We start from the raw sequence: 25,835 nt of genomic DNA, 5'->3' as shown, positions 1-25,835 counted from the left end.
ATCATTTAAATGAGCACGCTTTATCGGTTACCTCTACTATAAGTTATGGACAAGCTTTCCAATAAATCCAAGATTCAGTTTCATCAGAATCATTCAATTGCCGGTCTTTTACGAGCGTCCATTGAGCCTGCTGTTATTGTTTTGACACTCTTCATCATCACCCTGATCAGTACCGGGACGATACGCGGTGCCGAATTGGTATTGGGTTTGATTGTCTTCTCGCTCTCTTATCCTGGTCAATTATCTTTGGCCAAGGGCATGGTGAGCGACTTTGTGGCCATTGTTGGGCGCTGGGCGCTCACTTTTATTTTGCTGCTGCTGTTTGGCTGGGGCACCAACTTTCTGCCCGCTTTTGATCAGGATGTCATCTGGCGCTGGGCCATCTGCGTGCCATTCACGCTTTACCTGGCCAACTTTGTGGTTGTCCTCTTCATGCCCAAATTGATTGCCATGGAACATCGCCGTGCAATTATTGTGGGCGCCAGTGAAGTAGGCAAGAAGCTGTCCGAACAACTCGCCGCAACACCTTATTTGGGTATTGAATTTCTGGGATTTTTTGATGACCGTCCACCAGAGCGCATCGGCATTGATGAATCCAAACTGATCGGCAATATGTCAGAAGTCGCCACATTTCAAAACAAGGAACATGTCGACGCCATCTATATTGCACTGCCAATGGGCTCCACGCCGCGCATCATGAAGTTGCTGGATGATCTGCGCGACACAACCGCTTCCATTTATTTTGTTCCGGATATTTTTGTTTACGACCTGATTCAGGCCCGTATTGATAACATCAATGGCCTGCCCGTCGTTGCTGTTTGCGAAAGCCCGTTTTACGGCATCAACGGCATCGTCAAGCGCCTGAGCGATATTGTTATTTCTGCGCTGGTTTTACTGCTTATTTCCCCCTTGCTGCTAGTCGTTGCCGCTGGCGTAAAACTCTCATCACCTGGTCCGGTATTTTTCAAACAAAAGCGTTATGGCCTGGATGGTCTGGAAATTCTGGTCTGGAAATTTCGCTCACTCAAGGCCATGGAAGATGGGAAGCAGGCTTTTCAGGCTGTCACACAAAAAGACCCTCGGCTCACACCATTTGGCTCATTCATTCGCAAAACCTCGGTAGACGAACTGCCGCAGCTCATCAATGTACTCAAAGGTGAAATGAGTATTGTTGGACCACGCCCGCATGCCGTGATGATGAACGAACACTATCGCAAACTCATCCCGGGCTATATGGTGCGCCACAAAGTGAAGCCGGGCATTACCGGCTGGGCTCAGGTAAATGGTTATCGAGGTGGTGACGATCTCGAATCCATGAAAATGCGGATCGAATATGATTTAGAATACTTGCGGAACTGGTCATTACGTCTTGACCTCTTTATCATCTTCCGCACAGTTGGCGTTGTAATGAGTGATAAAAACGCATACTGAGCTTCACATAACTATGGTGGTCTATCTTCATGCCTGCTTTCCGTTACGAAGCCATCTCGGCAGTCGGCAAAACTGATAAGGGCACACTCGAAGCTGATTCTGCCAAGCACGTTCGTCAAATGCTCAATGCACGAGCCTTGACACCCATTTTGGTTGAGCAGATTGATATCGGCAACAGCAATAACGCCTTTGGCATGAAGCAGGCCGCGCCGGGCACACCGGTCAAAGTACCTAAAAAATCGCTGTCTCGACAAGACCAGACACTTTTTACGCGTCAATTGGCAAGTCTGTTGACAGCGGGCCTGCCACTGGAAACCGCGTTGCAAGCCCTCGGCGAAGGCGCAGAGAAATCAAGCATCAAGGCACTGGTTGGCTCAATCAGAGCCGAAGTGCAATCTGGCTCCTCCCTCTCTACCGCACTGGGCCGTCATCCCAAAGACTTTCCCGACATCTTTCGCTCGCTTGCTGCTGCCGGTGAAGAATCGGGCAATCTTGCCCTGGTACTCAACAAACTGGCCGACTATGTAGAGGCCCGCAATAGCCTCACCCAAAAAATCACCCTGGCATTTACCTACCCCGCCATTGTCAGCACAGTTGCCCTGGCCATTGTGATCTTTTTGCTCAGCTACGTGGTGCCACAAGTGGTATCGGTATTTGCCAACACCAAACAGGCCTTGCCACTGCTTACCCGCATGATGCTGGGACTGAGCAATGCTGTCCGCTCGTATGGCTGGCTGGCCGCCATTGTGGTGGCACTGGTCGCCTTTGCAATCTACAAGCTGTTGCAACAACCTGCCTTACGTTTGGCATGGCATAAGCGCCTATTAAACCTGCCCCTGGTTGGCAAGCTGGTCAAAGGCTTCAATACCGCCCGATTTGCCAGCACCCTGGCCATCTTGACGTCTGCCGGCGTACCCATCTTGCGCGCCCTTGAGTCGGCCGCTGAAACCATGGGCAATCTGGCACTGCGCACCAATGTTGAAGATGCCATCGTCCGTGTGCGTGAAGGCTCGGGCCTGGCACGCGCACTGGCGGTGCAAAACCAGTTTCCTCCGGTACTCATCCATCTCATCCGCTCGGGTGAGGCAACCGGCCAGTTACCCCCCATGCTCGAGCGCGCCGCCAATGGCCAGGCGCAAGAACTGGAACGTCGCACCCTCACCCTCACCAGCCTGCTCGAACCCGCCCTGATTCTCTCAATGGGGCTGTTTGTATTGCTCATTGTTTTGGCCGTTCTGATGCCGATTATCGAAATCAACCAGATGGTGCGATAACAAGATAGATATTAGGTTTTGCTGTTGCGGAAAACAAACCACTACACTATGATCGAATCGTTATTGCCGGGAGAAAACAGATGAAACCATCTGATGCGTTAGACGCTCATCGTCTCGCCATTCGTTGCGTGGTTGAATCCCACCGCGCTAAAAACGTACGTGTATTCGGCTCGGTTCTGCATGGGCAGGACACAGAAAACAGTGATCTGGACCTTCTTATCGACCCCACGCCAGAGACCAGCCTATTTGATATTGGCGCAATACGTCACGAACTGCACCAACTTCTTGGTGTCCGGGTCGATGTACTGACCCCTCAAGCCCTGCCTGACAAATTTCGCACCCAAGTGTTAGCCGAAGCACGCCCTGTATGAGTCGTAACGAGCAGCGCCTTATCGACTATTTATTACACATTGCCGAAGCAATTGAACGCATTCATCGTTACACTGAAAAAATTGACCAGGCAGAATTTCTCACCAATCAAATGACGCAAGATGCCGTCATCCGCAATTTTGAAATCATTGGTGAAGCCAGCAACAACATTGAAAAACACTATCCACAATTTGCCATAGAACACCCAGAACTACCGTTGGCTCATGCCTACCAAATGCGTAATGCCATAACACATGGTTACTTTCAGATCGATCTCGAAATCGTCTGGCAAACCATCCAACGTGATCTGCACACCTTCTACAACCAGATTCAAGAAACGCTAAGCAAGCTTGACCAGCGTAGTTAAATCCTGATCAACCAAATGGTGAGGTAACACTTTTATGGTTATCCATAACGAGCCAGCCACTGCGATACCCGCTAACTTAGGTTAAACTTACGTCAGGCAGGCGTTTTGCTCTGTTATTGAAAGATGAGTAAACTGCAAAAGAAGAAGAATACATATACAGCCTGTTAACAGGCATTGAAAAGGCACAGAAAGAGTCATGACTTATTGTGTAGGGATGCTATTAGACGTTGGGATGATCTTTGCCAGCGACTCACGAACCAATGCTGGCGTTGATAACGTCGCCAGGTTTTGCAAAATGCGTGTTTTTGAAAAGGCCGGTGATCGGGTAATCTGCATCATGAATGCAGGCAACCTATCCATCACCCAGCACGCCATCAGCCTGTTGGAACAACAAGCCACCAAAGACCCCGACAAACTCAACATCTGGACAGCCACATCCATGTTTGATGTGGCAACCCTGCTCGGCGAAGCGCTGCGCGAAGTCCGCACCACCATAGGTGCTGCGCTGATTGCCAGTAATGTGGATGCCTCCGCCTCATTTATCATTGGTGGACAAATTGGCAGTGAACGGCAGCGCCTGTTCATGCTTTATGCCGAAGGCAACTTCATTGAAGCCACGGCTGACACCTGCTATTTTCAGATTGGCGAAATCAAATACGGCAAACCCATTATTGACCGCGTGGTACGTCGCAACTCCTCCATTCCCGACGCCATCAAATGCACCCTGGTTTCATTTGACTCCACCATGCGCTCCAACCTCTCGGTCGGCATGCCGATTGACCTGCTGGAATACCGCGCCAACACCCTCAAAATTGGCACCCAGACCCGCATTGATGAAAACGACGAATACTTCAGCATGATCCACAATACCTGGGGTGATGGCCTGAAAGAAATCTTCAAACGCCTCCCCGATCCAGACTGGGACGCCCTCAAACGCAACCGCACATTGCCGCAGCAACAGCAGCAACAAACCTTTTACCTCAAGCCCAATTTTCAGTTCAAATAAAGACCATATAGGTTACAACGCACATAGCAGCGTTGTAACCATTTCCCTTATCGGCTCAACCAATTGCGGGCTTGCTTCACAGCACAGGCTTTTCCAACAGAACTGGGTAATTTGAGCCAGACCTTGCTTGATGTCAGATTCACTGTATAAATTGTGTCAGGATAGAATCAAATGCTGCCAGACATTTTTTCAGGAATGTGAACAATGGGCAAAATAATCATTTATGAACCAATAGATGGCGGGCATGTTACCGTTCGGCTTGAAGGCGAAAGCCTCTGGCTGACCCAAGAACAGATGGCCGAACTGTTTGGCCGGGAGCGCTCGGTCATCACCAAGCATTTACGCAACATCTTTCTGGATGGCGAACTGGTTGAAGAAAGTAATGTGCAAATTTTGCACATTGCTGACTCAGACAAACCAGTCAAATTCTACAACCTCGACGCCATCATTTCGGTCGGGTATCGCGTTAACTCCAAGCGCGGTACACAATTTCGCCAATGGGCAACGGGTATTCTACGTGACCATTTGATGCAAGGCTGGACGCTCGATCGCGCTCGCTTCGAGCACAACGCCGCCGAACTGGGAGCAGCACTGGCGCTTGTCAGAAAGACAGCTCAATCACCCGACCTCATTGCCGATACCGGACGAGGATTAGTCGAGATCGTCAGCCGTTATACCCAAACCTTCTTGCTGTTGCAGCGTTACGATGAAGGATTACTGACCGATCCTGATGGAACAACAGGCGGTGTCATGCCATCTCTTGACGAGGTAAGGCTGTCCATCGCTGGTTTAAAAGCCGATCTCATGTCTCGCGGCGAAGCCAGCAATCTTTTTGGGCTTGAACGCAGTGATGCACTTGCGGCGCTTCTTGGCAACCTTGATCAATTTGTTTTTGGTGAGCCCGCGTACCCAACGATTGAGCGCAAGGCCGCACACTTGCTGTATTTCGTCATCAAAAATCATCCGCTAGCCGATGGCAACAAGCGTACCGGTGCCTTCTTGTTTGTCAATTTTTTAAACCGCAACAATGCACTGATACGCGACGGCCAACCTGTCATCAACGACATCGGCCTTGCCGCATTGGCACTACTGGTAGCTGAATCAGCACCCACACAAAAAGAAACGATGATCCGTCTGATTGAAAACATGCTGGTCGGTGTGCAGTAACCTGACTGGCAGCCACTTTACTGCTACTTCAATGAAACATGTGTCTGTAACTCATCATAAGGTGCATATAGGCCTTTGGCACTTTTTTCGATTAGTCCCAGTTCTTCCAGGACCGTAACATCCCCATGCACGTTTTTATAGTCCCGCCCCAGTGCTCTGGCCAGCTCCATGATATTGCCAACAGGGTGTTGCTTGAGGTGTCGCAGCAAGGCAAGTCGCTTCTCGGACAAGGTACTGACCAAGGCATCCAGTCCAAGAAAGCTCACGTTCCGTGACACCGTCATATCGCCCTGTTCAGCACGGTGCCATGCCAAGGTGAACCGCTCGCCCATGTCTTTCAGCGTGTCCACATGGAAGTCAATGACTTTGGTTGCTGGTTTCTTCATTGCGAATTCCTTTCTTTCTCAACATCGACCAAAAAGTCGGCAATCAGTTGCTCCACTGTCGTGAAGGTGTAGGGCGTTTCTGTCGCCCCCAAGTGTCGATGATCACCTTTGCCGCGTTCGTTATCGTAGCCAACAATCCGGCGCCCTTCGCACCCATAGAACAAACTATATTTCAGCCCGTGCGCCCTTTCTGGGTCTGGGCTGGGTAGTTGCCATATGCGCAACTCTATGATGCAGCCGTCAGGCAGTACGGCTTTGTCTGCATAAAGAAGCGTTGCTTTCGTAGAGACATTCATATGGTGTAATATGCCATAAATGATTTTGCCCCGTCAAGCTCTTACTTTGAGTCGGTGGTTCGAATCCCTTTCTCCTCATTGAGGCGACGGCGATGCACGTCCGCCAGTGGTTCGGCCAGAGCGTCGTAAATGTGCCGGTTAGCGCGGGTGATCGCCTCAGCGCAGAGGCGGCATTCGATGACGCCAGGCGTTGGAAGGAGAGCACTCTTCAGTGCAGCCTGCCCGCCAAAGTCGTGATCAGCACAATGCCTTGGCCGGTTTGCCATGCCAGTTCATCAAGGCTGTACACGCCGGAATGGCACATATAGCAGAGCCGCACGGGAAATCAAGGCATTGCGATTCTCGAAAATAGTTCCAGGAATTCAATTCATAAAAGCGCTGCACCCGTTGCCCTTGTCAACTCAGTAATCGGGATACCTGCTTCCCTTCATCGCTCTGGCAAGCAGCCAGAACCAAGCACGCACACTGCAAAAGACAAAAAACAATGGAGTATATTTATATTTTGCCCTGTTAAGTACGTATTTATTAAGTCAAAAATTTTACTACCCATTAGTATATAAACGTCAAACAACAACTCTAACAACCCGCCGCATAAACAAAAGCATGGCCTTGATCTTCCCCTGTAAAAGTTGGCGACTCAAAAACACATCGCCCTCCCACATAAAAGGCCATGGCTAAACCAACCTGACCAACTGATCAGCAATACCACCATATCTACCCACCATCACACCCACTAAGACACCCAACCCAATAAGCAAATAGCACAATCACCCCTTTTTATTTTGGGTATCCGAATTTTGATACTGGTTTGGTCTCTCGGGTCAGAACCACACACCCGTCTGAATTTGGCCTTTGGTGTTGTCTTTTGAAAATCGTCACTGTAAGATCAAATCGGATTTCACGTTGGAGATCACCCATGAAACCGTCTGCTGCCCTGCAAGAAAACCGAGCCACGATCCGCGCTGTCGTGGCTCGAAATCGCGCATGCAATGCCCGCGTCTTTGGTTCGGTGATCCACGATGATGACCAAGAGGGAAGCGATTTGGACATTCTGATTGACCCCACACCAAACACAACACTGATGGACGTGGCAAGGATTCAGGTTGAGTTGGAAACACTCCTGGGTGTGTCAGTCGACGTGCTGACCCCTAAGGCACTACCCGACAAGTTCAGGGGCCTGGTGCTGGCCGAGGCAGTGCCTGTATGAACAAGTCGCTGCGAGTACCCGACTACCTGGGCCATATTCTTGAGGCCATCGAGCGCATTGAGGAATACGTCTCCGACATGGACGAAACGGCTTTCCTGACTGGCCTGCTGTGAGTCAGCAGAATCAGTACTGATACAGCTTGCCAAAGGGATGACTCAAGGCGTGATAACAGAACTGTCTCAGGATTTGTTGCTGCACTGGGGTGAATCAGACAAAGACTCAACCGACGCAGGCTGAATACCTACCAACACGCTGAATAGCAACGAAGAAGAGCACAACTTCGGTGCCCATATTCCAACACACATTGAGCTGATCGAATCTGGCGGGCTATGAGGTTTCACCAACATCAAGATCCGGATACCCCTCAAAAACACATCGCCTCCCCACATAAATGGCCATGTCTAAACCAACCCGACCGACTGATCAGCAATACCGCCATATCTACGCAACATCACACCAACCGAAACACTGCCCTATACAAAACCAAATAAGCAGATAGCACATCTCCCCTTTTTGTTTTGTGCAATTGTTTACGCAATGCAAACTTTGTCACAAAATTTTGTTGCAACTGCACACTCCTTACAAGCCCAAACCAAGCGGTAAACGGGTTAATATAAACTCTTATTGTCATATCGACTGGTTTGTGTCTTTAACGACGCCAGTCTGCCAGTTTCAACCTTTGGAGTCTATCAATGACCTTTCATCAATTTCTGCTCATACTTAAATCACGCTGGAAGTTGATGTTTTTTATATTCTTTCTTGTAGTAGCCTCGACTATTGCTCTAAGTCTAATCCTTCCTAAACAGTACAAAGCGATCACAACAGTTCTAGTTGATCTTAAATCTGCTGACCCTATTTATGGAATCGTACCTCAAGCAATGGTTTCCACAGCTTATATGGCAACCCAAGTCGATGTCATTACAAGTGATCGAGTAGCACAAAGGGTTGTTAAACTTCTTAAACTTGATCAATTATCTGAAGCCCGAGTTCAATGGCAAGAGGAAGGCAAAGGAAAGGGCACCATTGAACAATTCCTTGCAAATGCCTTACAAAAAAAATTGGATGTAAAACCTTCTCGTGAAAGTAATGTTATTTCGATTGAATACAAGGGTATCAATCCAGATTTTGCCGCAGCAGTAGCAAATGCATTTGCTGAAGCCTATTTAGAAATTAATCTCGAACTCAAAGTAGACCCCGCCAAACAATATGCAAACTGGTTTAACGAGAGAACAGTTGAGCTTCGTAAAGAAGTTGAAAAAGCCCAAACAAAGGTTTCCACATATCAAAAAGAAAATGGCATCGTTGCTACCGATGAGCGCCTTGATTATGAGAATGCACGTTTGGCAGAACTCTCTACCCAGATTGCTGCAGCTCAGGCTGCAAAAGCAGATACCTCATCGCGCGAAAAACAAGCCTCAGGCAATACGTCAACATCGCAAGACGTATTGATGAACCCTGTAATTCAAGCACTACGAGCTGACATCATCAGACAAGAAGCCAAGCTCAAAGAATTATCCTCACGGTTTGGGCTGAATCACCCAGAATATCAAAGCGCCCTGAGCGAACTCAATGAACTGAAGAACAAACTTCAAACAGAAATGAAGCAAGTAGCCAACTCAATGGGCAGCGCCAATAATGCCAATACACAGCGCGAAGGTGAAATCAGGCAAGCTTTAGAAGTACAGAAAAAACGCGTCTTGGAATTACGTCAAGAACGTGATGAATTCTCAGTTCTGCAAAAAGACTTGGAAAATGCTCAGCGTGCCTATGACATGGTAACTCAGCGTCTGTCACAAACCAGCCTTGAGAGTCAGACACAACAAACCAACGTCATGGTATTGACCCCAGCAGATCCTCCAACAGAACATGCTAGTCCAAAACTGTTTTTAAATCTCGTTTTAGCAATATTCTTTGGAACTTTACTAAGCGTCGCATGCGCATTACTGATGGAATTGACCAATAGAAGGATTCGCTCTGCAGATGATTTTACACAGAATTTTGGCTTACCAGTTTTAGCTGTACTCCATAACAGCAAAATCATTACACACCGCAATAATCAGCAGAGATTAACTTTTTCGGCTACACGCTAACTGAGTCAAAAATGAATATGCCATTGCCAAATTTAGTCAAAGCACCAATCAGTCATTCCAATACGACAGAGTTTATGAGCCGCGAAAGATCAATAGGCACAATATTAGTTGAAGCCGGAAAACTTTCTGTTGAGGAAGCGGAACTAATTTTACAAGAACAAAAAGTTAAGGGCATGAAGTTTGGAGAAGCCGCTATTCGCTTAGGTCTGTTGACCGAAGCTGATATTGAACAGGCCATATCTCGTCAATTCAACTATCCATACTTACAGACAGGTGATACCTCTGTTAGTCAAGATTTAGTTGCAGCTTTTAATCCTCATCATAAAACTGTTGAACAACTACGTGCGCTCCGTAGTCAATTAATACTTCGTTGGTTTGATGGTGATGTTTCCCGAAAAATTTTGACTATTGTCAGTCCTGCTAGATGCGAAGGAAGAAGTTATTTAGCCGCAAACCTTGCGATCGTTTTCTCACAATTAGGTGAAAGAACATTATTGATTGATGCCAATCTGCGTAACCCAAGTCAACACCATTTTTTTAAATTAAATAATCGTACAGGCCTTACTAACATACTTTCTGGTAGAGCAGGCTCAGAAGCTATTGTGCGAATACCAGGCTTACTTGATCTATCAGTATTACCTTCTGGCACACTCCCTCCAAATCCTTTGGAGCTTTTAGGACAACCTTTGTATTTAAAGCTGCTAGAGGAAGCGAGTATAGTATTTGATGCTGTCATTATTGATACGCCAGCCGCACTTATTGCAGCCGATGCCCAAATGACAGCGGCACGAGCCGGTGCAACTTTGATGGTAACTAGAAAAAATTATTCTCTAACAGCTGACATTGAAAAAACCATTGCAATGCTTTCTACGGCAAAAGTTAATGTAATTGGTGCGGTAATTAATGAGTTTTAAATTTATTCATGGCCTATTCTATTAACTCGAATATCAGTGGACAAAATTATCTCCTTCCTTCTTTAGAGTGGTTAATAGCATTTTTAGGTTTACTCACTTTGTACATCCCAACTTTCTGGGATCTATCAAAAGGGTTATGGGCCACCGATCAGCAAGCTCACGGACCAATAGTATTAGGTATTGCTCTTTGGCTAATCTGGCGAAATCGGATACTTATTCGTATCACTCCCGTTAAACCATATCCACAGATTGGTTGGCCAATTTTTGGTTTTGGACTTTTACTATATATAGTAGGTCGGTCTCAAGGGATATTGTTTTTTGAAGTTGGTTCGATCATTTGGCTAATTGCTGGTCTAGTGCTTATTTTCAAGGGGCCCCAAACTCTTAGATTAATAGGGTTTGGGTTGTTTTTCATGTGCTTCATGATACCTCTTCCCGGACCATTTGTAGATGCGTTAACGCTCCCGATGAAGACTGCGGTCAGTTACGTTGTAGAGCAGATACTCTATGGTATGGGATACCCCATTTCACGAAACGGTGTGATATTAACTATTGGACAATATCAGCTCTTAGTTGCAGATGCATGTGCTGGCTTACATACATTATTTACCTTAGAAGCAATGGGCTTGCTTTATTTGAATCTAATTCGACACCATTCAATATTAAGAAACTTAATACTGGGTATATTAATAGTTCCAATTTCATTTCTCTCAAATGTGATTAGAGTAAGCGTACTTGTACTTATTACATTCTATTTTGGGGACTCTGCTGGACAAGGATTCCTGCATGGCTTTGCAGGAATGGTACTTTTTCTAACTGCACTCTTACTAATAATTGGGATTGACTCAGTTATCCGATTGAGCCTTCTATATATAAAAAATAGTAAAAAGGAACTGCTTGATGTCTAAGCAGATAAACACTGCAGTTCTATTATTATTTTTAATGGTGGGAGGCGTACTTCTCAGCGAAGCAATTAAGCCCAAGACGAAAATTATCGATCTGATTGGAAAATTAAACCTTGAATCAACTATACCAACACATCTAAGTAATTGGCAGGTAGAAGATACGTCTCCTACACTCATCATAAGTCCCGAGCAAGCAGAAACACTTTCCAGAATTTATAGCCAAATCATTACTCGCACATACATAAACCCCAAAGGTCAAAGAATCATGTTGTCTATTGCATACGGCGAAGATCAACGTGATGAGAATCAGATGCACTACCCTGAAGTATGCTATCCAGCTCAGGGATTTATCGTTAAATCACTCCAAAATGAGAGCATCGTTCTTTCTGAACAAACATTACCCATTAAGCGCCTTGAAGCCGACTTTGGATCAGAAAGACATGAGAATATTACCTATTGGACAACTATTGGAAATAAGGTCTCTACTCAAAATTGGAAGAAAAAATATTTTGAATTAAGTTATGGGCTAAAAGGCTATATTCCCGATGGTCTATTATTTCGAGTATCTACCATCGGTAAAAACAGTCGTGATGATTTTGAATTACAAGACGGCTTTCTTATAGAGCTTACTAATTCTATTGACGCAACATTTAAATCAAGAATAATTGGAAATTCTAGCAATTTAAGCAACAACAGTTTATTTAGCTACATGTCAAACTCATCTACCGATTTCAACAGATTCAATAAAGCTCAAGCTGCTTTAAGCGCACCTCTTCCAACTTTCTACGAATCGTTGTCGCAATGAGTAAACTTATTACCAACATTGCTTCACTGTATGTCATACAAGCAGCGAATTATTTATTACCGCTAATTACCTTGCCCTATCTTATTAGGACACTTGGCTTTGAAAATTTTGGTGTGCTTTCATATGCGGGAAACATCATTCAATATTTTGTGATATTCACAGATTTCGGCTTTAATTTAACTGCAACACGAGAGGTTTCAATAAATCGTGCTGACTCAATCAAGCTAAATGAAATAGTCTCATCTGTATTTGTTTTGAAATTTCTATTTCTGCTTTTGAGCTTTATTTTATTCTTATGTTTGATTAATTTTTTCTCCGAAGCGAAAGAACACGCAACGGTATTTCTTGCAAGTTTTTTATTAGTAATTGGAAATGTTCTTTTTCCAAACTGGTTATTTCAGGGTATAGAAAAAATGCCATTAGTAACCATCATGAATGTATTACCAAAGTTGATCACCGTTCCAGCAATATTCTACTTTGTAAAGTCACCTGGTGACATAGCCACTGCAGCGATCATTCAATCAATCGGCAATATTATCGGTGGGGCAATTGGATTGCTTTTAATCAAAGCCAACCTACCAAATCTACAATTCAAGATGCCGACCAGAGAAGTGCTGATAAGAATGCTAAATGATGGCAAATATATCTTTGCATCACAGCTTTCTGGGTTAATGGTTAATAGCTCACATATGCTGATACTAGGTTACTTCCACGGTGCGTACGCAGTGGGACATTACGCTGTAGCAGAAAAAATTATCAAAGCGGCAAATAATGCTCAGGTACCTATTTGTAATGCAGTTTATCCAAAACTAGCCGCATTGTTTGCTAAATCCAAGTCTGAAGGATTTGCGTTTATTCGATCTATGCTCAAGTGGTTATTTCCTCTGATGCTCACCGGGTCAATAGGTTTATTTTTATTGGCCAATTGGGTAACTTATCTTGTGAGTGGTGAACATAGTCGCGAAGTGACAATCATCTTGCGTATTATGTCAATAATACCCACAAGCGTGTTTTTAGATAATTTATTAGGCACTCAAGTGTTAATTAACCTAGGGTATCGCGCCCAATTTATGTGGGCTATTTTCATATCAGGCTTAAGTGGCGTTTTCATGGCACTTATTTTTGTACCAAAATTTGGCGCACTTGCATCAGCCTGGGTTTATCTTGGCTCACAAATCACAGTGCTGTTATTAATGTCTATATTTATTAATCGAAATATCAAGTTTTCAAGCTTTTTTAAATCATGAGAATCACCTTTTTGTTGCCTACCCCTGGAGATACACCAATTGGTGGCGTAAAAATCATCTATGAGCACGCCAATCGCCTCGCTGCCGATGGCCATGCCGTAACGGTAGTTCATACAATGACTGGGCAAACTCGTGATCGCGGCTTACTATTTTCTATTGCAACTTTTCTAGGCCGTCGCTTTGGTTTACGTGGAGGATTTAGTCCAAAAAAATGGATGCATGTCAATTCAAATATCAACTGCATTTGGGCACCGACCTTATCAAAACACTTTATACCAACTGGTGATGTAATTGTTGCCACAGCTTGGACAACTGCTGAGGCCGCAATTGAACTGCCAGAATCATATGGTATTAAATATTACTTTATTCAAGATTACGAATTTTTTATGACTGCGGCGGCAGAAATTCGCGAACGAATGGCAGCCACCTATCGTGGTGCGTTTAGAAACCTAGTCATATCACCTGCTTGCCGGGACATGGTTATTGATTGCGGTGGGGCCGTATATGCAGAAGTACCGAATGGGCTCGATCTTGATCACTATAAATTAACCGTTCCTATAGACTCACCCGAGAGAAAGTATATTGGCTTTCCAGCTAGATCCGAACCATTTAAGCGCACTGATGACGCAATAACAGCACTGACCCTTTATAAAGAACGCAATCCGAATTCGGATTATAAATTTTGGTGTTTTGGTGGAGTACAGCCTCAAAATCTACCTTCTTGGATCGAATTTCATCTACGCCCGACGGATTCAGAGCTCGTTGAACTTTATAACCATACCGCTATTTTCATAGTACCGTCCCAATATGAAGGCTGGGGGTTACCAGGTAGCGAAGCAATGTGCTGTGGGGCAGCACTAATTTCAACAGACAACGGAGGCGTTAATGCATATGCTATACACAATAGAAACGCACTTATTTGTCAAACAATGGAACCGAAAAATATTTTATATTTTTTAGAAAAGATCATTACCACCCCAAACTTACGTATCAACTTAGCCACCGAAGCACACACGCATCTTCAAAGCTTTACATGGGAACGCGCATTCTTTCTTTTTAAAGCAGTTCTAGATATATAAATATTAAACTAATGCGTAGCCTTACTTTATTACTCATAACATTAGCCGCGTTAATTTGTGGAGCTTCCATTGCGACGATGCTACCAAGCCTTACCTTAATTTTGCTTGCCACACTTGGACTAATGATTCTTTTATTTTGGCCCGACAATACACATTTTAATCAGAGGCTCATCCTCAATGGACTCTGCATGTATCTTATTATTTTTTCTATATGGCCTCAATTTTCCGCGTACAAAATACCAGGCGTACCTGCGCTTGAACCACAAAGAATACTTTACGCAGCTTTGTTAATATGGCTAGTTATCCTTACCTTTACAAATAATGTAGCAAGGGAATTATTAGTTATTCGCATTAAACAGGGTTCGATTCCGATCATATCGTTAGTGTTTTTATATGGAACCCATATATTTGTATCGCTATTTGGACTTACTCCGCTCCCATCTCTTTTTCTAGCGATAAGAGAATTAATAACAACGGCCCTCATTTTTTTTGTTGCACTAGTAGCCATCAAGAATGATGGTGATTTTGCAAAGATATTCTTCACATTAAGTTTAGCCACTATTGTTGTTAGCCTCATGGCGCTCGTTGAAAGCGTCCTAAAACATAATTTATTTGCTTCATGGGTACCCTTATCTTCAGACTATGCTCTTTGGGCAACAACCGACAGGATACGTGACGGTACATATCGAGCCCAAGCAACCTTTGATAACCCACTATTACTTGTTGACTATCTAATCTTACTGTTACCCATAGTTTTTTATACTGCAATCAATGACACACACAAAATTGGTCGCATCGTTGGTTTCTTAGCATCAATTCTTCTTCCGCTTGCCATATTTCGTACGGGATCACGCTCTGGTGTTCTTATATTCTTTATCGAAATTGGATTGATTCTAATATTGTGGATCGTAAGGAATTTGCGCTTCAGACGTCGACCAATGCTGACTTATTTTCTTGCCATTACAGTAGCTCTTATGGCTTGCATAGCTACATTTGGATTAAATTTTGCTAAAAATGTAATTATCGGAACTAGCTCAGAGGAAATGATGAGTTCCTCTGCTCGTCTCACTATGATAAGAAGAGCTTGGGAAGAAATCTCGGCAGGTCATCTATTTGGTTTTGGCTTTGGTAAAGCCGGTTCAATTATTGGCATAAGAACCGGTGAACCAGGAACATGGCTATATGTTTTAGATAACTACTTCTTAACGCTTTTACTTGATAGTGGCATCGTTTCTCTATTTGCCTTTCTTGTATTTTCATCTTGGATGCTCTATAGCAACTTATATATCGCTTTATCAAAAAATGACACCAAGGGTGCAATGGCATCTTATTTATTTTCTGCAACTATTGGATTCCTATCTATAAAATTAATTAGTTCTCAAACTCAAATATTTCCGATTTTTTTTATATTGGCAGCGGGCACACTGACATTACTTACATTTAAGGAGATGAAATAAATCATGAAATTTGTTAAATTTCTTTTATTCGGTTTTTTATTTTCCTGTGTACAAACGAACTCTGTTGCAGCATTTGTTTCTGCAACAGAACTAGGATCTTGGAATTGGAGCGGTTTTAATTTAAACGCAGCCAATTTAACGGATGAAGATGTGGCGGACATGAAAAAAGCCGGCGCCCGTGTTGCACGCTTTCATCTTGAGGCAACTAGATGCCCTACATGTTCAAAATATTCCGCTGATAAGGATGGTCTTATTCGATTACAAAAAATAGTAAATGCCGCAAAAAAGAATAATCTTAAAATAATAATCGTATTAGATCCTGCTCCAAGAGGTAGCTCTGCTGACTTCTGGGGTAATGAAGAGCGAATTCAAAGTCTATTGGATATTTGGTCTGATATAGCTAGTCACTATTCCTCAGAAGATACCATTGCAGCATTTGATTTATTAAATGAACCACAACCCCCAGACTCGGAGGGTTTCAACGCAAAAAATACTATGTGGACTGAACTTGCCCAGCGCATTATTAAAGTAATCCGAGCCAAAGCTAGAAATCAGGTACTCCTCATGGAGTCGTCACCCATTGCATTACCAGGTGCTTTTGCAAAACTTGAGCCGACTTCTGATACTAATGTTGTGTATTCTTTCCATTTCTATGAGCCACATCGCTTGACACATCAAGGACTTCTCGGTTTTCCGATTGGATTAGATTATCCCGGTGAAGTTCCGAATAGAGGATACTGGGACAAAAAAAGATTAAGTGAATATCTAGATCCTGTTCGTCAGTTCGTGAGTCGGTATCACGTCCCAGTTCAAATCGGGGAATTTAGCTTCATCCGATGGGCTCCTAACGGAGCTAGACAAAGATACTTAAGAGATTTCTTAGAGTTGGTTCGTATTGAAGGATGGGGCTGGCTTTACCACTCATATAGAGAATGGGATGGATGGGATCTCGAAGTAGTGACCAACGCACCTTTAGATCACAAAAGATCTACTCAGTCACCTGACTTTGAATTAATCAAATCTTTTTTAAGAAATTAATTAGTAATTTTAAAAACTTTAAATGAAATTTTTAATTAAAGGCTTCTACGGACGCTCAAATCTAGGCGATGATTTAATCCTTGCAAGATTTTTTGAATGGGCGACGATAAGTAATCATTCACTTATTTTTGCCGCCGAAAATACAAATGCATCTCTTATTGAGTTATTAAGTTGCTATACCAATGATCCGAGTTCTTTTATTAAGGATGATTTATTTTCTGCTATCAAGACTCTGCCCAATGTTGATGCTGTGATATTGGGAGCGGGTGGTTTATTTCCAAATGGGAATGTTAGAACTTTACTCACAAAGTTACTTTTACTTTGTTGTGCAAAACTATTAGGCAAACGAGTTGTAATGGTGGGTATTGGTGTCAATATCACTCATTCAATGTGGGCTAAAATTTCTTGGCGCATCTTCTATAAGCTGTGCGATTTCATCTCTACTCGCGACAAACGATCCAAAAAGAATATTATTTATGTAATGGGTCTTAATGATCCTGAAAAAAAGATTCATGAATGTGCTGATGTCGTTTTCTCACTTAACTTCACCCCTATTTTACAAAAGCAAGAGGAATTATCCCCTAAGAAGGAGCACCCCACCTGCCTTTATGCACTTGCAAATCCATGGTCGGAGCAAGAAAGACAGCAATCGCCAGATAGATACAATAAGTTATTGGATGACATCACCAAATCTATTCAATCAGTTATTGCTCAGGGCTATAAACCTGTATTAGCCCCATTTTATTTACCCGACGATTACAAATTGGCAACAGAAATTGCAGATCGATTTGAAAGCAATTCCATTAACGTCATATCTGAAACCTCGGCAATTAATCGCACCAGTCTGTTTAACGAGTGCGATATCGTAATAACGATGCGCTTTCATGGTCTAGTTTTAGCTACGTGCTTTGCTAAACCGGTTTCGGTTATTGCTTACGATCACAAGCTTGAAGTATTGACAGAAGCTTTGGATATAAAAGATCTTTCTGTCCGCTTTGGTATTCGCGAATCGGAATTCTTTTTAACAGTACAAGATATAGATATTGACGCTCTTCTAAAAAATCAGTCTTTTATATATTCGAATATTGAAATCTTAAAAAAGCAATTACTTGAAAAAGCAATTGCTTTAAAGTCAAGTTCTAATTTGAATTTTGGTCTATTAGATAAAGCATTTTCTAGCTCTGTACAAAAGTAATTTACACCGATGATTCCCCTTGATAACAGGTCTGTTGCAATAGTTTTAGTCAACTGGAATGGTGCGGATGACACAATCGCTTGCATTAAGTCCATTAATGCACTTAATCCAGTAAAAGCAAATTTATTGATCATTGTTGATAACGCATCCTCTGATTACTCCATTAAAAAGATAACAAGTTCATTAACTGAAGCTGGTTATACAGAAAAACAACTAAGTAATTTTTCCTCTCTCAGCAAAGAGATAAGCACAATCACTGCGTTTAGCGAAACTCTTGAGGAAAATAATCAAATTTTTCTAGTAAGCAATAAGTCAAACTTGGGATTCGCTGCAGCTAACAATATTGGCTACAAAGTAGCAAAATTTATAGAAGAAATTGACTATTTATGGTTTCTAAATAACGACACCGAAGTTGAGCCGAATTGCTTATCTAAACTACTTAATCGCATGAATCAAGACAGCACAATTGGTATTTGTGGAGCCACATTACTGCATGACAAAGTCAATAAAATTGTGCAAGCCTATGGAGGCGTAAAATATTCTTTGATTACTGGGCGCGGGAAACACATAGGCGCTGGAGATGTATTTAGCGAACCTAAAGATAACGCACTTATTGAAAAAGATATCTCATATATATCCGGTGCGAGTATGTTTGTTTCTGTAAAATTTATTGATTCTATCGGTCTTATGTGTGAAAAATACTTTCTTTATAACGAGGAAGTCGATTGGGCTTGGCGTGCAAAAAAGCAATTTAAACTAGGGGTGGAAACATCTGCAGTGGTTTACCATAAAGAAGGTGCATCTATTGGAACCGAAAGTAGAGAGCGACCAGCAAGTGTTCTTTCTGATTTTTATCAGACTCGTAACAAACTCCTCTTTGCCAAAGAATATACTCCATGGTTTCTTCCAACAATATGGATTTTTCTGATGATTCGCGCAGTTAAACGTTGGCATAGTGGACATAAAGCAAATGCCATGATTATGTTCAAAGTTTTGTTTGGTAAGCGTAAAGCAGATCCCATTTGGTTTTTGAAAAGACAATAAATGAGTCGGGAATTAATTAAAGTAGCCGTAGTAGAGCCCGTTGGAGGCCACGGTGGTTGTCACTATTACGACATTTCACTTTGTCGCAGTCTTCAAAACTTTGGCTTTGATCCAACTCTTTATACTTGTGACGAAACTGAGGTTACTGGTGATGAGGGCATCCCTATTGATCTAGTTTATAAAGGGATATATGGTAAAGCTCCTTCTTGGCAAAGAGGGCTGCTCTTTTTGAAAGCCAGCATAGCCACATTAACTAGAGCCCGCTTCTCTGGCACAAAAATAGCTCATTTTCATTTTTATCATGTCGGCTTTTTAGAGCTTTTCAATGTCTTATTTGCAAAACTATTATTGCTGAAGATTGTTATAACTGCGCATGATGTCGAAGCTTTTAAAGAGGGGCTGTCTATTAAATTGTTTGTTAAATGGGCATATGGTCTGGCAAATGCAGTAATTGCTCATAATCAAATTAGTCGACAAGAGTTACTTGATAAAGTTAGGCTGCCTGAAAATTTGATTCATGTTATTCCTCATGGAAATCATATTGACTATGTTAGGCATAATCTGACCAGAGCCAACGCGTGTAGTGCGCTTGGTATCAGTGAAAAAGATTTCGTGATCGTTTTTTTTGGCCAGATTAAAGAAGTAAAGGGCGTTGATTTACTATTAAAAGCGATGCCAACTGTTTTAAATAATAGCTCTCAGAAGATACGCTTAGTTATTGCAGGCAGGGTCTGGAAGGATGATTTTACGAAATATCAGAAATTAATTGATGAACTGGATCTTGCCGACAATATATCTTTATTTATACGTTACATCTCTGATGAAGAATTACCAAATTTCTATTGTGCAGCAAATATTATGGTTCTTCCTTACACTAGAATTTATCAGAGTGGCGTAGTTCTTATGGCAATGACTTTCGGAAAAGCGGTTTTGGTCTCTAATATTCCAGGAATGCTTGAAGTAGTCACTGATAAAAAGAATGGTTTAGTTTTTGAAACAGAGAATATTGAAAGTCTTTCAGAGCAGATACTCTGGTCTATAAACAATATAGAAGCGCTAGACGTTATTGCTCAGTCGGGTCAAGATTTAATGTTTACTGATTATTCATGGGAAAAAGTAGGTCAACTAACAACTAAACTTTACCGGCAAATACTCAGTACTTGATTAACCTACCTACTCTAATTTAAGTGAGTAGATTTTAAATAAGTTGTTTAAATTGAATGAAATTATACGATCACGAGCACCACTTAGACTTGGGCTCGCCGGCGGCGGTACAGATGTAAGCCCTTTTAGTGACGAACATGGGGGCTATGTACTAAATGCGACCATTGACCTTTATGCTCAGGTAATCATAGAACCTAGGTTTGATGGTAAGGTGAAATTTATTGCTTCTGACAGACAGGAATCTGTTGAGTTACCTGCATCCTCAGTATTAGCTGATGAAGAACCACTTAGGCTTCATAGAGGAATATACAGTCGTATAGTTCGACAATTTAATGGCGGGCGCCCCCTCTCATTAACACTCACAAGCTTCGCCGATGCACCTGCTGGCTCTGGATTGGGTACCTCATCTACAATGGTAGTAAGTATTTTACAAGCGTATGCCGAGTGGTTGCGACTAGGACTCGGAGAATACGAAATTGCAAGATTAGCTTATGAAATTGAAAGAATTGATTTAAGTCTAGCGGGTGGCAAACAAGATCAATATGCTGCTGCGTTCGGTGGCTTTAATTTCATTGAGTTTAATGCAAATGATCATGTTCTAGTTAATCCTTTACGAGTAAAGGATTGGGTTCTGAATGAATTAGAAGCCTCTACAGTTCTTTACTACACAGGACAGTCACGTGAGTCAGCGCAGATCATTCAACAGCAGATCGATAACACGATTAATAAAGAAACAAAATCTATTGAAGCCATGTTTGAACTTAAGCAAGAGGCTTTAGCCATGAAAGAAGCGATCCTACGCGGTGATCTTATTAGATATGCTGAAGTACTAGGACGATCATGGACCGCAAAGAAAAAAATGGCGCTCGGAATTACGAATCCTCAAATTGATGCCGTTTATGAGAGTGCAATAAGAGCTGGCGCACTTGCTGGAAAAATTTCTGGTGCTGGCGGTGGAGGCTTTATGATGTTCTTTGTACCTCCGGCTAAACGTATGGATTTATTAAGAACACTTATGGACTACCCAGGCAAAGTTATGAACTTTCACTTTACTCAAGTTGGGGCGCAGTCATGGAAGTCGATTTAACACAAATAGCCAAATTATGGCTATCTACCTCAATTGCAGTAAAACAATCATTACTTGAGGATCACCATCTATTTGAACAAATAATATTTGTATCAAAAACGTGCGCTGAATCCTGCAATGCAGGTCATAAAATTCTATTTGCTGGAAATGGTGGAAGTGCCGCAGACGCACAACACCTCGCAGGTGAGTTTGTAAGCCGCTTCAATTATGATCGCCCGGGTCTCTCTGCATTTGCATTAACTGTTGACACATCGGTTATCACGGCTATTGGTAATGATTATGGATATGAGCGCTTATTTGAGAGGCAAATCCAGGCTAATGCAAAAAAAGGGGACATCTTTATTGGTTTATCTACTTCAGGCAATTCGTCAAATATCATAAACGCATTACATCAAGCAAAGTCGATGGGTATTTTTACTGTCGGTTTTACTGGAAAATCAGGGGGACAAATGAATGACCTCTGTGATGTTTGTGTAAAAGTCCCATCCAATGAAACTCCCCGTATTCAGGAATGCCATATAACCCTTGGTCACATTGTTTGTGGATTAGTTGAACAACTTATTTTTCCTAAAAAATAATGTCTCTTGAAAATTACGATGTAATTATTCTAGCAGGTGGATTGGGGACAAGACTACGTTCCGTTGTTCCAGATTTACCTAAGCCAATGGCTCCAGTCGCGGGCAAACCATTTTTAGCACATTTGCTTAATCAATTAAGTAAAGAGAGTGTCAAAAGAGTAATTCTTTCCGTTGGTTATAAAGCCAATTTAATTTCGCAGCATTTTGGTAAAAACTTTGAACAGATTGAGCTCATTTATGCACAAGAAGAATCTGCCCTCGGCACAGGTGGAGCAATAGCTTACTCTTTAAAAAAGACAAAATCTGACTATGCTTTGGTACTCAATGGCGATACATTTCTTAAAATGGATTACGCTGATTTTATACATTCATGCATTGAATTTAATTCGCCACTAGGCGTAGCTATTCGATATGTACCTGATACCACTAGATATGGTCGATGCGAACTTACCAATAAACGGTTAACAAGCTTTAATGAAAAAACCAGCTGCCGACCGGGTTGGATTAATGGTGGCGTTTATTGCATTAAAAAAGACTTGTTTACAAATAATCCTGCCCACGAAAATTTTTCTTTTGAGCAAGACTTCATTAGTAACAATTTAGATAAGATAAAAATATTTGGTTATGAAACAGAAGGCTATTTTATTGATATAGGAATACCTTCTGATTACCAACAAGCACAATCTGACTTCCTCTCTATTTAAGTATAAATATGAAGAAATTAGTTGTATTTGATAGAGACGGAGTGATTAATCATGACAATCCTAACTATATTAGATCTCCGGAGGATTGGCATCCAATAGATGGTGCAGCAGAAGCAATAGCTAAAATTAGTGCCTCTAATATTTCAATTGCCATTGCGACAAATCAAGCTGGTATCGCAAAAAACTGCTTCAGCATGAGAACCTTAGAACAAATTCACCAAAAAATGATATCTCATGTTCGAAGCTTTGGTGGCAATATTGATCGCATCTATTTTTGCCCACACCAGCCAAGCGATCATTGTGATTGTCGTAAACCTAACCCTAAAATGTTATTACAAGCATGCAGTGATTTCAACGTTGAAACATCTACCACCTATTTTATTGGTGATTCTTTACGTGATACTCAAGCTGCTGTTTCAGCAGGCTGTAAACCTGCGTTAGTCTTAACAGGGAACGGCAAAGTTACTAGCATGCATCCTGACTTGCCAAAAGAGATTGAAATTTATTCTTCGCTGTTAGATTTTGCCGTGATGCTGTCATCAACATAAAACACATTGATGAAACAAATTAAGTCTATTCGAATACTTGGCATCCGCGGCCTCCCCGCCGCTCATGGTGGCTTTGAAACCTTTGCAGAGTACTTATCACTCTTTTTAGTAGCCCGTGGCTGGGAAGTCATTGTCTACTGCCAAGAAGATGGCGTTGGTGAAGTTCATACCGACGAATGGGAGGGTGTCAAACGGATTCATATTCCCGTCAATATCTCAGGCGCTAAGGGCACCATGTTGTTTGACTGGTTGTCCATTAAACATGCCACCCAATCAAAAGAACTTTGTCTGACGCTTGGCTATAACACGGCCTTGTTTAATCTTTTGCTGCGTATCAAAGGCATCCCCAATCTGATCAATATGGATGGGATTGAATGGGCAAGAGCCAAATGGAATTCATGGGCCAAGATCTGGTTTTATATTAACGAATGGGCTGGCTGCTGGTTAGGCAATCATTTGATTGCTGATAACCCAGAAATCAAGCGCCACCTTTCTACCCGCGTTAATGCCAACAAAATTACCACCATTGCTTATGGTGCCGAATCAGTTAGCAATGCAAGTAAAGAGCCATTAGCCGAGCTGGCATTAGAAGCCCGTAATTACTTAACACTGATTGCCCGCCCCGAACCTGAAAATTCCATTCTGGAAGTGGTGGAAGGCTTTTCTTTAAAACCACGGGGCAAAACGCTCGCTGTTTTAGGCCGGTTTGATTTTGATAACAATCCTTATCATCAAGCCGTCTTGGCTGCAGCCAGTTCTGAAGTCCGCTTTTTAGGTGCCATCTACAATAAAGAGATTGTCCAGGCAGTCCGTTACCATAGCCTTGCCTATGTACACGGCCATCAGGTGGGTGGAACCAACCCTTCACTGGTAGAGGCGCTTGGTGCGGGCAACCCCGTCATTGCCCATGACAATCGTTTCAATCATTGGGTAGCAGGTGAAGGTGCTCGCTATTTTTCCAACGCGATAGAGTTTTCAGATTGCCTTGATGCCACGCTTGATTCACCAGCGGCTCTGCAAGCAATGTCTGCTGCATCAAAGCAGCGTTTTGATGAAGAATTCACCTGGACGCACATTCTTGAACAATACGAACAACTACTTTGTCATTTTTTACCTGGGCAAGAGCAGGTAAAATAGCGCTATTCCTTGTGATTCAGCGGGTTTAGCTGAGTTACGCCAGATTTTTTAATCATCTCCTTCTCTTTTATGATCCTCGTCACTGGTGGTGCCGGCTTTATCGGCTCAAATTTTGTTCTGGACTGGGTTGCTGCAACGGGTGAGCCTGTTGTCAATCTGGATGTGTTGACCTACGCGGGTAATGTTGAAAACCTGGCCGCACTCAAGGCCGATTCGCGCCATGTGTTTGTACAGGGTGATATTGGTGATCGCGCTCTGGTGGATGGTTTGCTGGCACAGTACAAGCCGCGCGCCATTATCAACTTTGCGGCTGAAAGCCATGTGGATCGTTCCATTCATGGCCCGGCCGCATTCATTAAAACCAATGTGGAAGGCACCTTCAATCTGCTGGAGTCAACCCGTGCTTATTGGTCGGCCCTGCCGGAAGCAGAAAAAACGGCATTTCGGTTTTTGCATGTGAGTACCGACGAGGTGTTTGGCTCGCTCAGCCCGACTGACCCACAGTTTACCGAAGACAATCCTTTTCAGCCTAACAGCCCTTATGCTGCTTCCAAGGCCTGTTCTGACCATTTGGTGCGTGCCTGGCATCACACGTATGGCCTGCCGGTGGTGACGACCAACTGCTCCAACAACTATGGCCCGTACCAGTTTCCTGAAAAGTTGATCCCGCTGATGATTGCCAATGCGCTGGCCGGCAAGCCCCTGCCCATTTATGGCGATGGCATGAACATTCGCGACTGGCTTTATGTGGGCGACCATTGCACCGCCATCCGTGAAGTGCTGGCCAAGGGCCGCCTGGGCGAAACCTATAACGTGGGCGGCTGGAACGAAAAACCCAATATTGAAATCGTCGGCATCATCTGTGATTTGCTCGACGAGCTCAAGCCCTCTGCCGAAGGCAGCTACACCCGCCTAAAAACCTACGTCACCGATCGCCCCGGCCACGACCGCCGCTATGCAATCGATGCCCAAAAGATCGAAAAAGAACTCGGCTGGCGCCCCGCCGAAACCTTTGAAACCGGCATCCGCAAAACCGTCGCCTGGTACCTGGCCAATCAGGATTGGGTAACCCGCGTACAAAGCGGCGCTTACCGCGAGTGGATTGATGCGAATTATGCAGCACGGTAAATCAATTCATTGAAAGAAAAAGCCCGAAATGAACGAGCTAAACGATCAAAAAGAAATTCGTTGGGTAGGATCTGCTTACGATGATCTATTGACGTTTCCGAAAGATCCTCGCAAGGAAGCCGGTTTTCAGTTGGGAAAGGTTCAAGCCGGGCTGGAAGCAACAGACTGGACAAGAATCTAGCCGTTAAGTTATCGTATTGATAATTACATGG

Annotated in this window: 27 protein-coding genes and 1 pseudogene; 25 read left to right on the top strand and 3 right to left on the bottom strand. The window is 43.1% G+C overall.

From position 1 onward, the window contains the following. Window positions 1–45: 45 nt before the first annotated feature. The 6 genes from ACMYR3_RS00270 (at window position 46) to rhuM (ending at window position 5,614) form a co-directional block, all read left to right on the top strand. Window positions 46–1,431 (top strand): undecaprenyl-phosphate glucose phosphotransferase, encoded by a 1,386-nt coding sequence (locus ACMYR3_RS00270; RefSeq protein ID WP_424193397.1) that lies wholly within the window; start codon window positions 46–48, stop codon window positions 1,429–1,431. A gap of 29 nt (window positions 1,432–1,460) precedes the next feature. Beyond that, window positions 1,461–2,705 (top strand): type II secretion system inner membrane protein GspF, encoded by a 1,245-nt coding sequence (gspF, locus tag ACMYR3_RS00265; RefSeq protein WP_424193395.1) that lies wholly within the window; start codon window positions 1,461–1,463, stop codon window positions 2,703–2,705. Window positions 2,706–2,785: 80 nt separating this feature from the next. After that, complete coding sequence (locus tag ACMYR3_RS00260) at window positions 2,786–3,076, top strand: nucleotidyltransferase family protein (RefSeq protein ID WP_424193393.1); 291 nt, start codon at window positions 2,786–2,788, stop codon at window positions 3,074–3,076. Continuing rightward, window positions 3,073–3,441: a DUF86 domain-containing protein gene (locus tag ACMYR3_RS00255; RefSeq protein ID WP_424193392.1), complete on the top strand. Its 369-nt coding sequence runs from the start codon at window positions 3,073–3,075 to the stop codon at window positions 3,439–3,441. Before ACMYR3_RS00260 ends, ACMYR3_RS00255 begins: the two co-directional genes overlap by 4 nt. 214 nt (window positions 3,442–3,655) lie before the next feature. Further along, window positions 3,656–4,447 (top strand): peptidase, encoded by a 792-nt coding sequence (locus ACMYR3_RS00250; protein ID WP_424193390.1) that lies wholly within the window; start codon window positions 3,656–3,658, stop codon window positions 4,445–4,447. A 204-nt stretch (window positions 4,448–4,651) separates the two neighbouring features. Then, window positions 4,652–5,614 carry a RhuM family protein gene (gene rhuM / locus ACMYR3_RS00245; protein WP_424193388.1) on the top strand — a complete coding sequence of 321 codons (963 nt, stop codon included), beginning with the start codon at window positions 4,652–4,654 and terminating at the stop codon, window positions 5,612–5,614. A 23-nt stretch (window positions 5,615–5,637) separates the two neighbouring features. Here the strand turns inward: rhuM and ACMYR3_RS00240 are convergent, their stop codons facing one another. The 3 genes and pseudogenes from ACMYR3_RS00240 to ACMYR3_RS00230 all read right to left on the bottom strand — a co-directional run. After that, window positions 5,638–6,000, bottom strand: coding sequence for a hypothetical protein (locus tag ACMYR3_RS00240; protein WP_424193386.1), 363 nt, complete (start codon window positions 5,998–6,000; stop codon window positions 5,638–5,640). Then, a complete protein-coding gene (locus tag ACMYR3_RS00235; protein WP_424193384.1) occupies window positions 5,997–6,296 on the bottom strand; it encodes a toxin-antitoxin system TumE family protein in 300 nt (99 codons plus the stop codon). Before ACMYR3_RS00235 ends, ACMYR3_RS00240 begins: the two co-directional genes overlap by 4 nt. Window positions 6,297–6,370: 74 nt before the next feature. Continuing rightward, window positions 6,371–6,576: pseudogene (locus tag ACMYR3_RS00230) on the bottom strand (hypothetical protein); the annotation flags it as partial. Between the two features lie 636 nt (window positions 6,577–7,212). Between ACMYR3_RS00230 and ACMYR3_RS00225 the strand changes: the two are divergent. The 19 genes from ACMYR3_RS00225 (at window position 7,213) to ACMYR3_RS00135 (ending at window position 25,804) form a co-directional block, all read left to right on the top strand. Further along, on the top strand, window positions 7,213–7,503 hold the full coding sequence (locus tag ACMYR3_RS00225) for a nucleotidyltransferase family protein (protein ID WP_424193382.1): 291 nt from the start codon (window positions 7,213–7,215) through the stop codon (window positions 7,501–7,503). 692 nt (window positions 7,504–8,195) lie between these two features. Continuing rightward, entirely contained in the window at window positions 8,196–9,593 is a 1,398-nt protein-coding gene (gene epsF / locus ACMYR3_RS00220; RefSeq protein ID WP_424193381.1) for a chain length determinant protein EpsF, read from the top strand. A gap of 11 nt (window positions 9,594–9,604) precedes the next feature. Then, window positions 9,605–10,507: a chain length determinant protein tyrosine kinase EpsG gene (gene epsG / locus ACMYR3_RS00215; RefSeq protein WP_424193379.1), complete on the top strand. Its 903-nt coding sequence runs from the start codon at window positions 9,605–9,607 to the stop codon at window positions 10,505–10,507. A gap of 8 nt (window positions 10,508–10,515) precedes the next feature. Then, window positions 10,516–11,415, top strand: a complete 900-nt coding sequence (gene xrtB / locus ACMYR3_RS00210) for an exosortase B (protein WP_424193378.1) — start codon at window positions 10,516–10,518, stop codon at window positions 11,413–11,415. Next, window positions 11,408–12,217: an exosortase-associated protein EpsI, B-type gene (gene epsI, locus ACMYR3_RS00205; RefSeq protein ID WP_424193376.1), complete on the top strand. Its 810-nt coding sequence runs from the start codon at window positions 11,408–11,410 to the stop codon at window positions 12,215–12,217. Before xrtB ends, epsI begins: the two co-directional genes overlap by 8 nt. Further along, window positions 12,214–13,464, top strand: coding sequence for a flippase (locus ACMYR3_RS00200; RefSeq protein WP_424193374.1), 1,251 nt, complete (start codon window positions 12,214–12,216; stop codon window positions 13,462–13,464). The genes epsI and ACMYR3_RS00200 overlap by 4 nt, the downstream gene beginning before the upstream one ends. Continuing rightward, a complete protein-coding gene (locus ACMYR3_RS00195; protein ID WP_424193372.1) occupies window positions 13,461–14,543 on the top strand; it encodes a glycosyltransferase family 4 protein in 1,083 nt (360 codons plus the stop codon). The genes ACMYR3_RS00200 and ACMYR3_RS00195 overlap by 4 nt, the downstream gene beginning before the upstream one ends. A gap of 188 nt (window positions 14,544–14,731) precedes the next feature. Then, entirely contained in the window at window positions 14,732–16,000 is a 1,269-nt protein-coding gene (locus ACMYR3_RS00190; protein ID WP_424193370.1) for an O-antigen ligase family protein, read from the top strand. A 3-nt stretch (window positions 16,001–16,003) separates the two neighbouring features. Then, complete coding sequence (locus ACMYR3_RS00185; protein WP_424193368.1) at window positions 16,004–17,038, top strand: glycoside hydrolase family 5 protein; 1,035 nt, start codon at window positions 16,004–16,006, stop codon at window positions 17,036–17,038. A 22-nt stretch (window positions 17,039–17,060) separates the two neighbouring features. Continuing rightward, the gene (locus ACMYR3_RS00180) at window positions 17,061–18,233 is read left to right on the top strand and encodes a polysaccharide pyruvyl transferase family protein (protein WP_424193365.1); all 1,173 of its coding nucleotides are present in this window, start codon (window positions 17,061–17,063) and stop codon (window positions 18,231–18,233) included. A gap of 9 nt (window positions 18,234–18,242) precedes the next feature. After that, the gene (locus ACMYR3_RS00175) at window positions 18,243–19,277 is read left to right on the top strand and encodes a glycosyltransferase family 2 protein (RefSeq protein ID WP_424193364.1); all 1,035 of its coding nucleotides are present in this window, start codon (window positions 18,243–18,245) and stop codon (window positions 19,275–19,277) included. Then, the gene (locus tag ACMYR3_RS00170; RefSeq protein ID WP_424193362.1) at window positions 19,278–20,441 is read left to right on the top strand and encodes a glycosyltransferase family 4 protein; all 1,164 of its coding nucleotides are present in this window, start codon (window positions 19,278–19,280) and stop codon (window positions 20,439–20,441) included. A gap of 52 nt (window positions 20,442–20,493) precedes the next feature. Then, on the top strand, window positions 20,494–21,528 hold the full coding sequence (locus tag ACMYR3_RS00165) for a dehydrogenase (RefSeq protein WP_424193360.1): 1,035 nt from the start codon (window positions 20,494–20,496) through the stop codon (window positions 21,526–21,528). Then, a complete protein-coding gene (locus ACMYR3_RS00160; RefSeq protein ID WP_424193358.1) occupies window positions 21,513–22,106 on the top strand; it encodes a D-sedoheptulose 7-phosphate isomerase in 594 nt (197 codons plus the stop codon). Before ACMYR3_RS00165 ends, ACMYR3_RS00160 begins: the two co-directional genes overlap by 16 nt. Beyond that, on the top strand, window positions 22,106–22,810 hold the full coding sequence (locus ACMYR3_RS00155; RefSeq protein WP_424193356.1) for a nucleotidyltransferase family protein: 705 nt from the start codon (window positions 22,106–22,108) through the stop codon (window positions 22,808–22,810). The genes ACMYR3_RS00160 and ACMYR3_RS00155 overlap by 1 nt, the downstream gene beginning before the upstream one ends. An 8-nt stretch (window positions 22,811–22,818) precedes the next feature. Next, window positions 22,819–23,358, top strand: a complete 540-nt coding sequence (gene gmhB, locus ACMYR3_RS00150; protein ID WP_424193354.1) for a D-glycero-beta-D-manno-heptose 1,7-bisphosphate 7-phosphatase — start codon at window positions 22,819–22,821, stop codon at window positions 23,356–23,358. Window positions 23,359–23,367: 9 nt separating this feature from the next. Further along, on the top strand, window positions 23,368–24,495 hold the full coding sequence (locus ACMYR3_RS00145; RefSeq protein WP_424193352.1) for a DUF1972 domain-containing protein: 1,128 nt from the start codon (window positions 23,368–23,370) through the stop codon (window positions 24,493–24,495). Window positions 24,496–24,564: 69 nt separating this feature from the next. Further along, window positions 24,565–25,623, top strand: coding sequence for a dTDP-glucose 4,6-dehydratase (gene rfbB, locus ACMYR3_RS00140; RefSeq protein ID WP_424193350.1), 1,059 nt, complete (start codon window positions 24,565–24,567; stop codon window positions 25,621–25,623). Window positions 25,624–25,651: 28 nt separating this feature from the next. Continuing rightward, window positions 25,652–25,804, top strand: a complete 153-nt coding sequence (locus tag ACMYR3_RS00135; RefSeq protein WP_424193348.1) for a hypothetical protein — start codon at window positions 25,652–25,654, stop codon at window positions 25,802–25,804. Window positions 25,805–25,835 lie beyond the last annotated feature (31 nt).

Origin of the sequence: Ampullimonas aquatilis (assembly GCF_049675895.1) — a bacterium.
Lineage (GTDB): Bacteria > Pseudomonadota > Gammaproteobacteria > Burkholderiales > Burkholderiaceae_D > Ampullimonas > Ampullimonas aquatilis.
The sequence above is the reverse complement of the archived record's forward strand: the minus strand, read 5'-3'. Positions and strand labels throughout refer to the sequence as shown.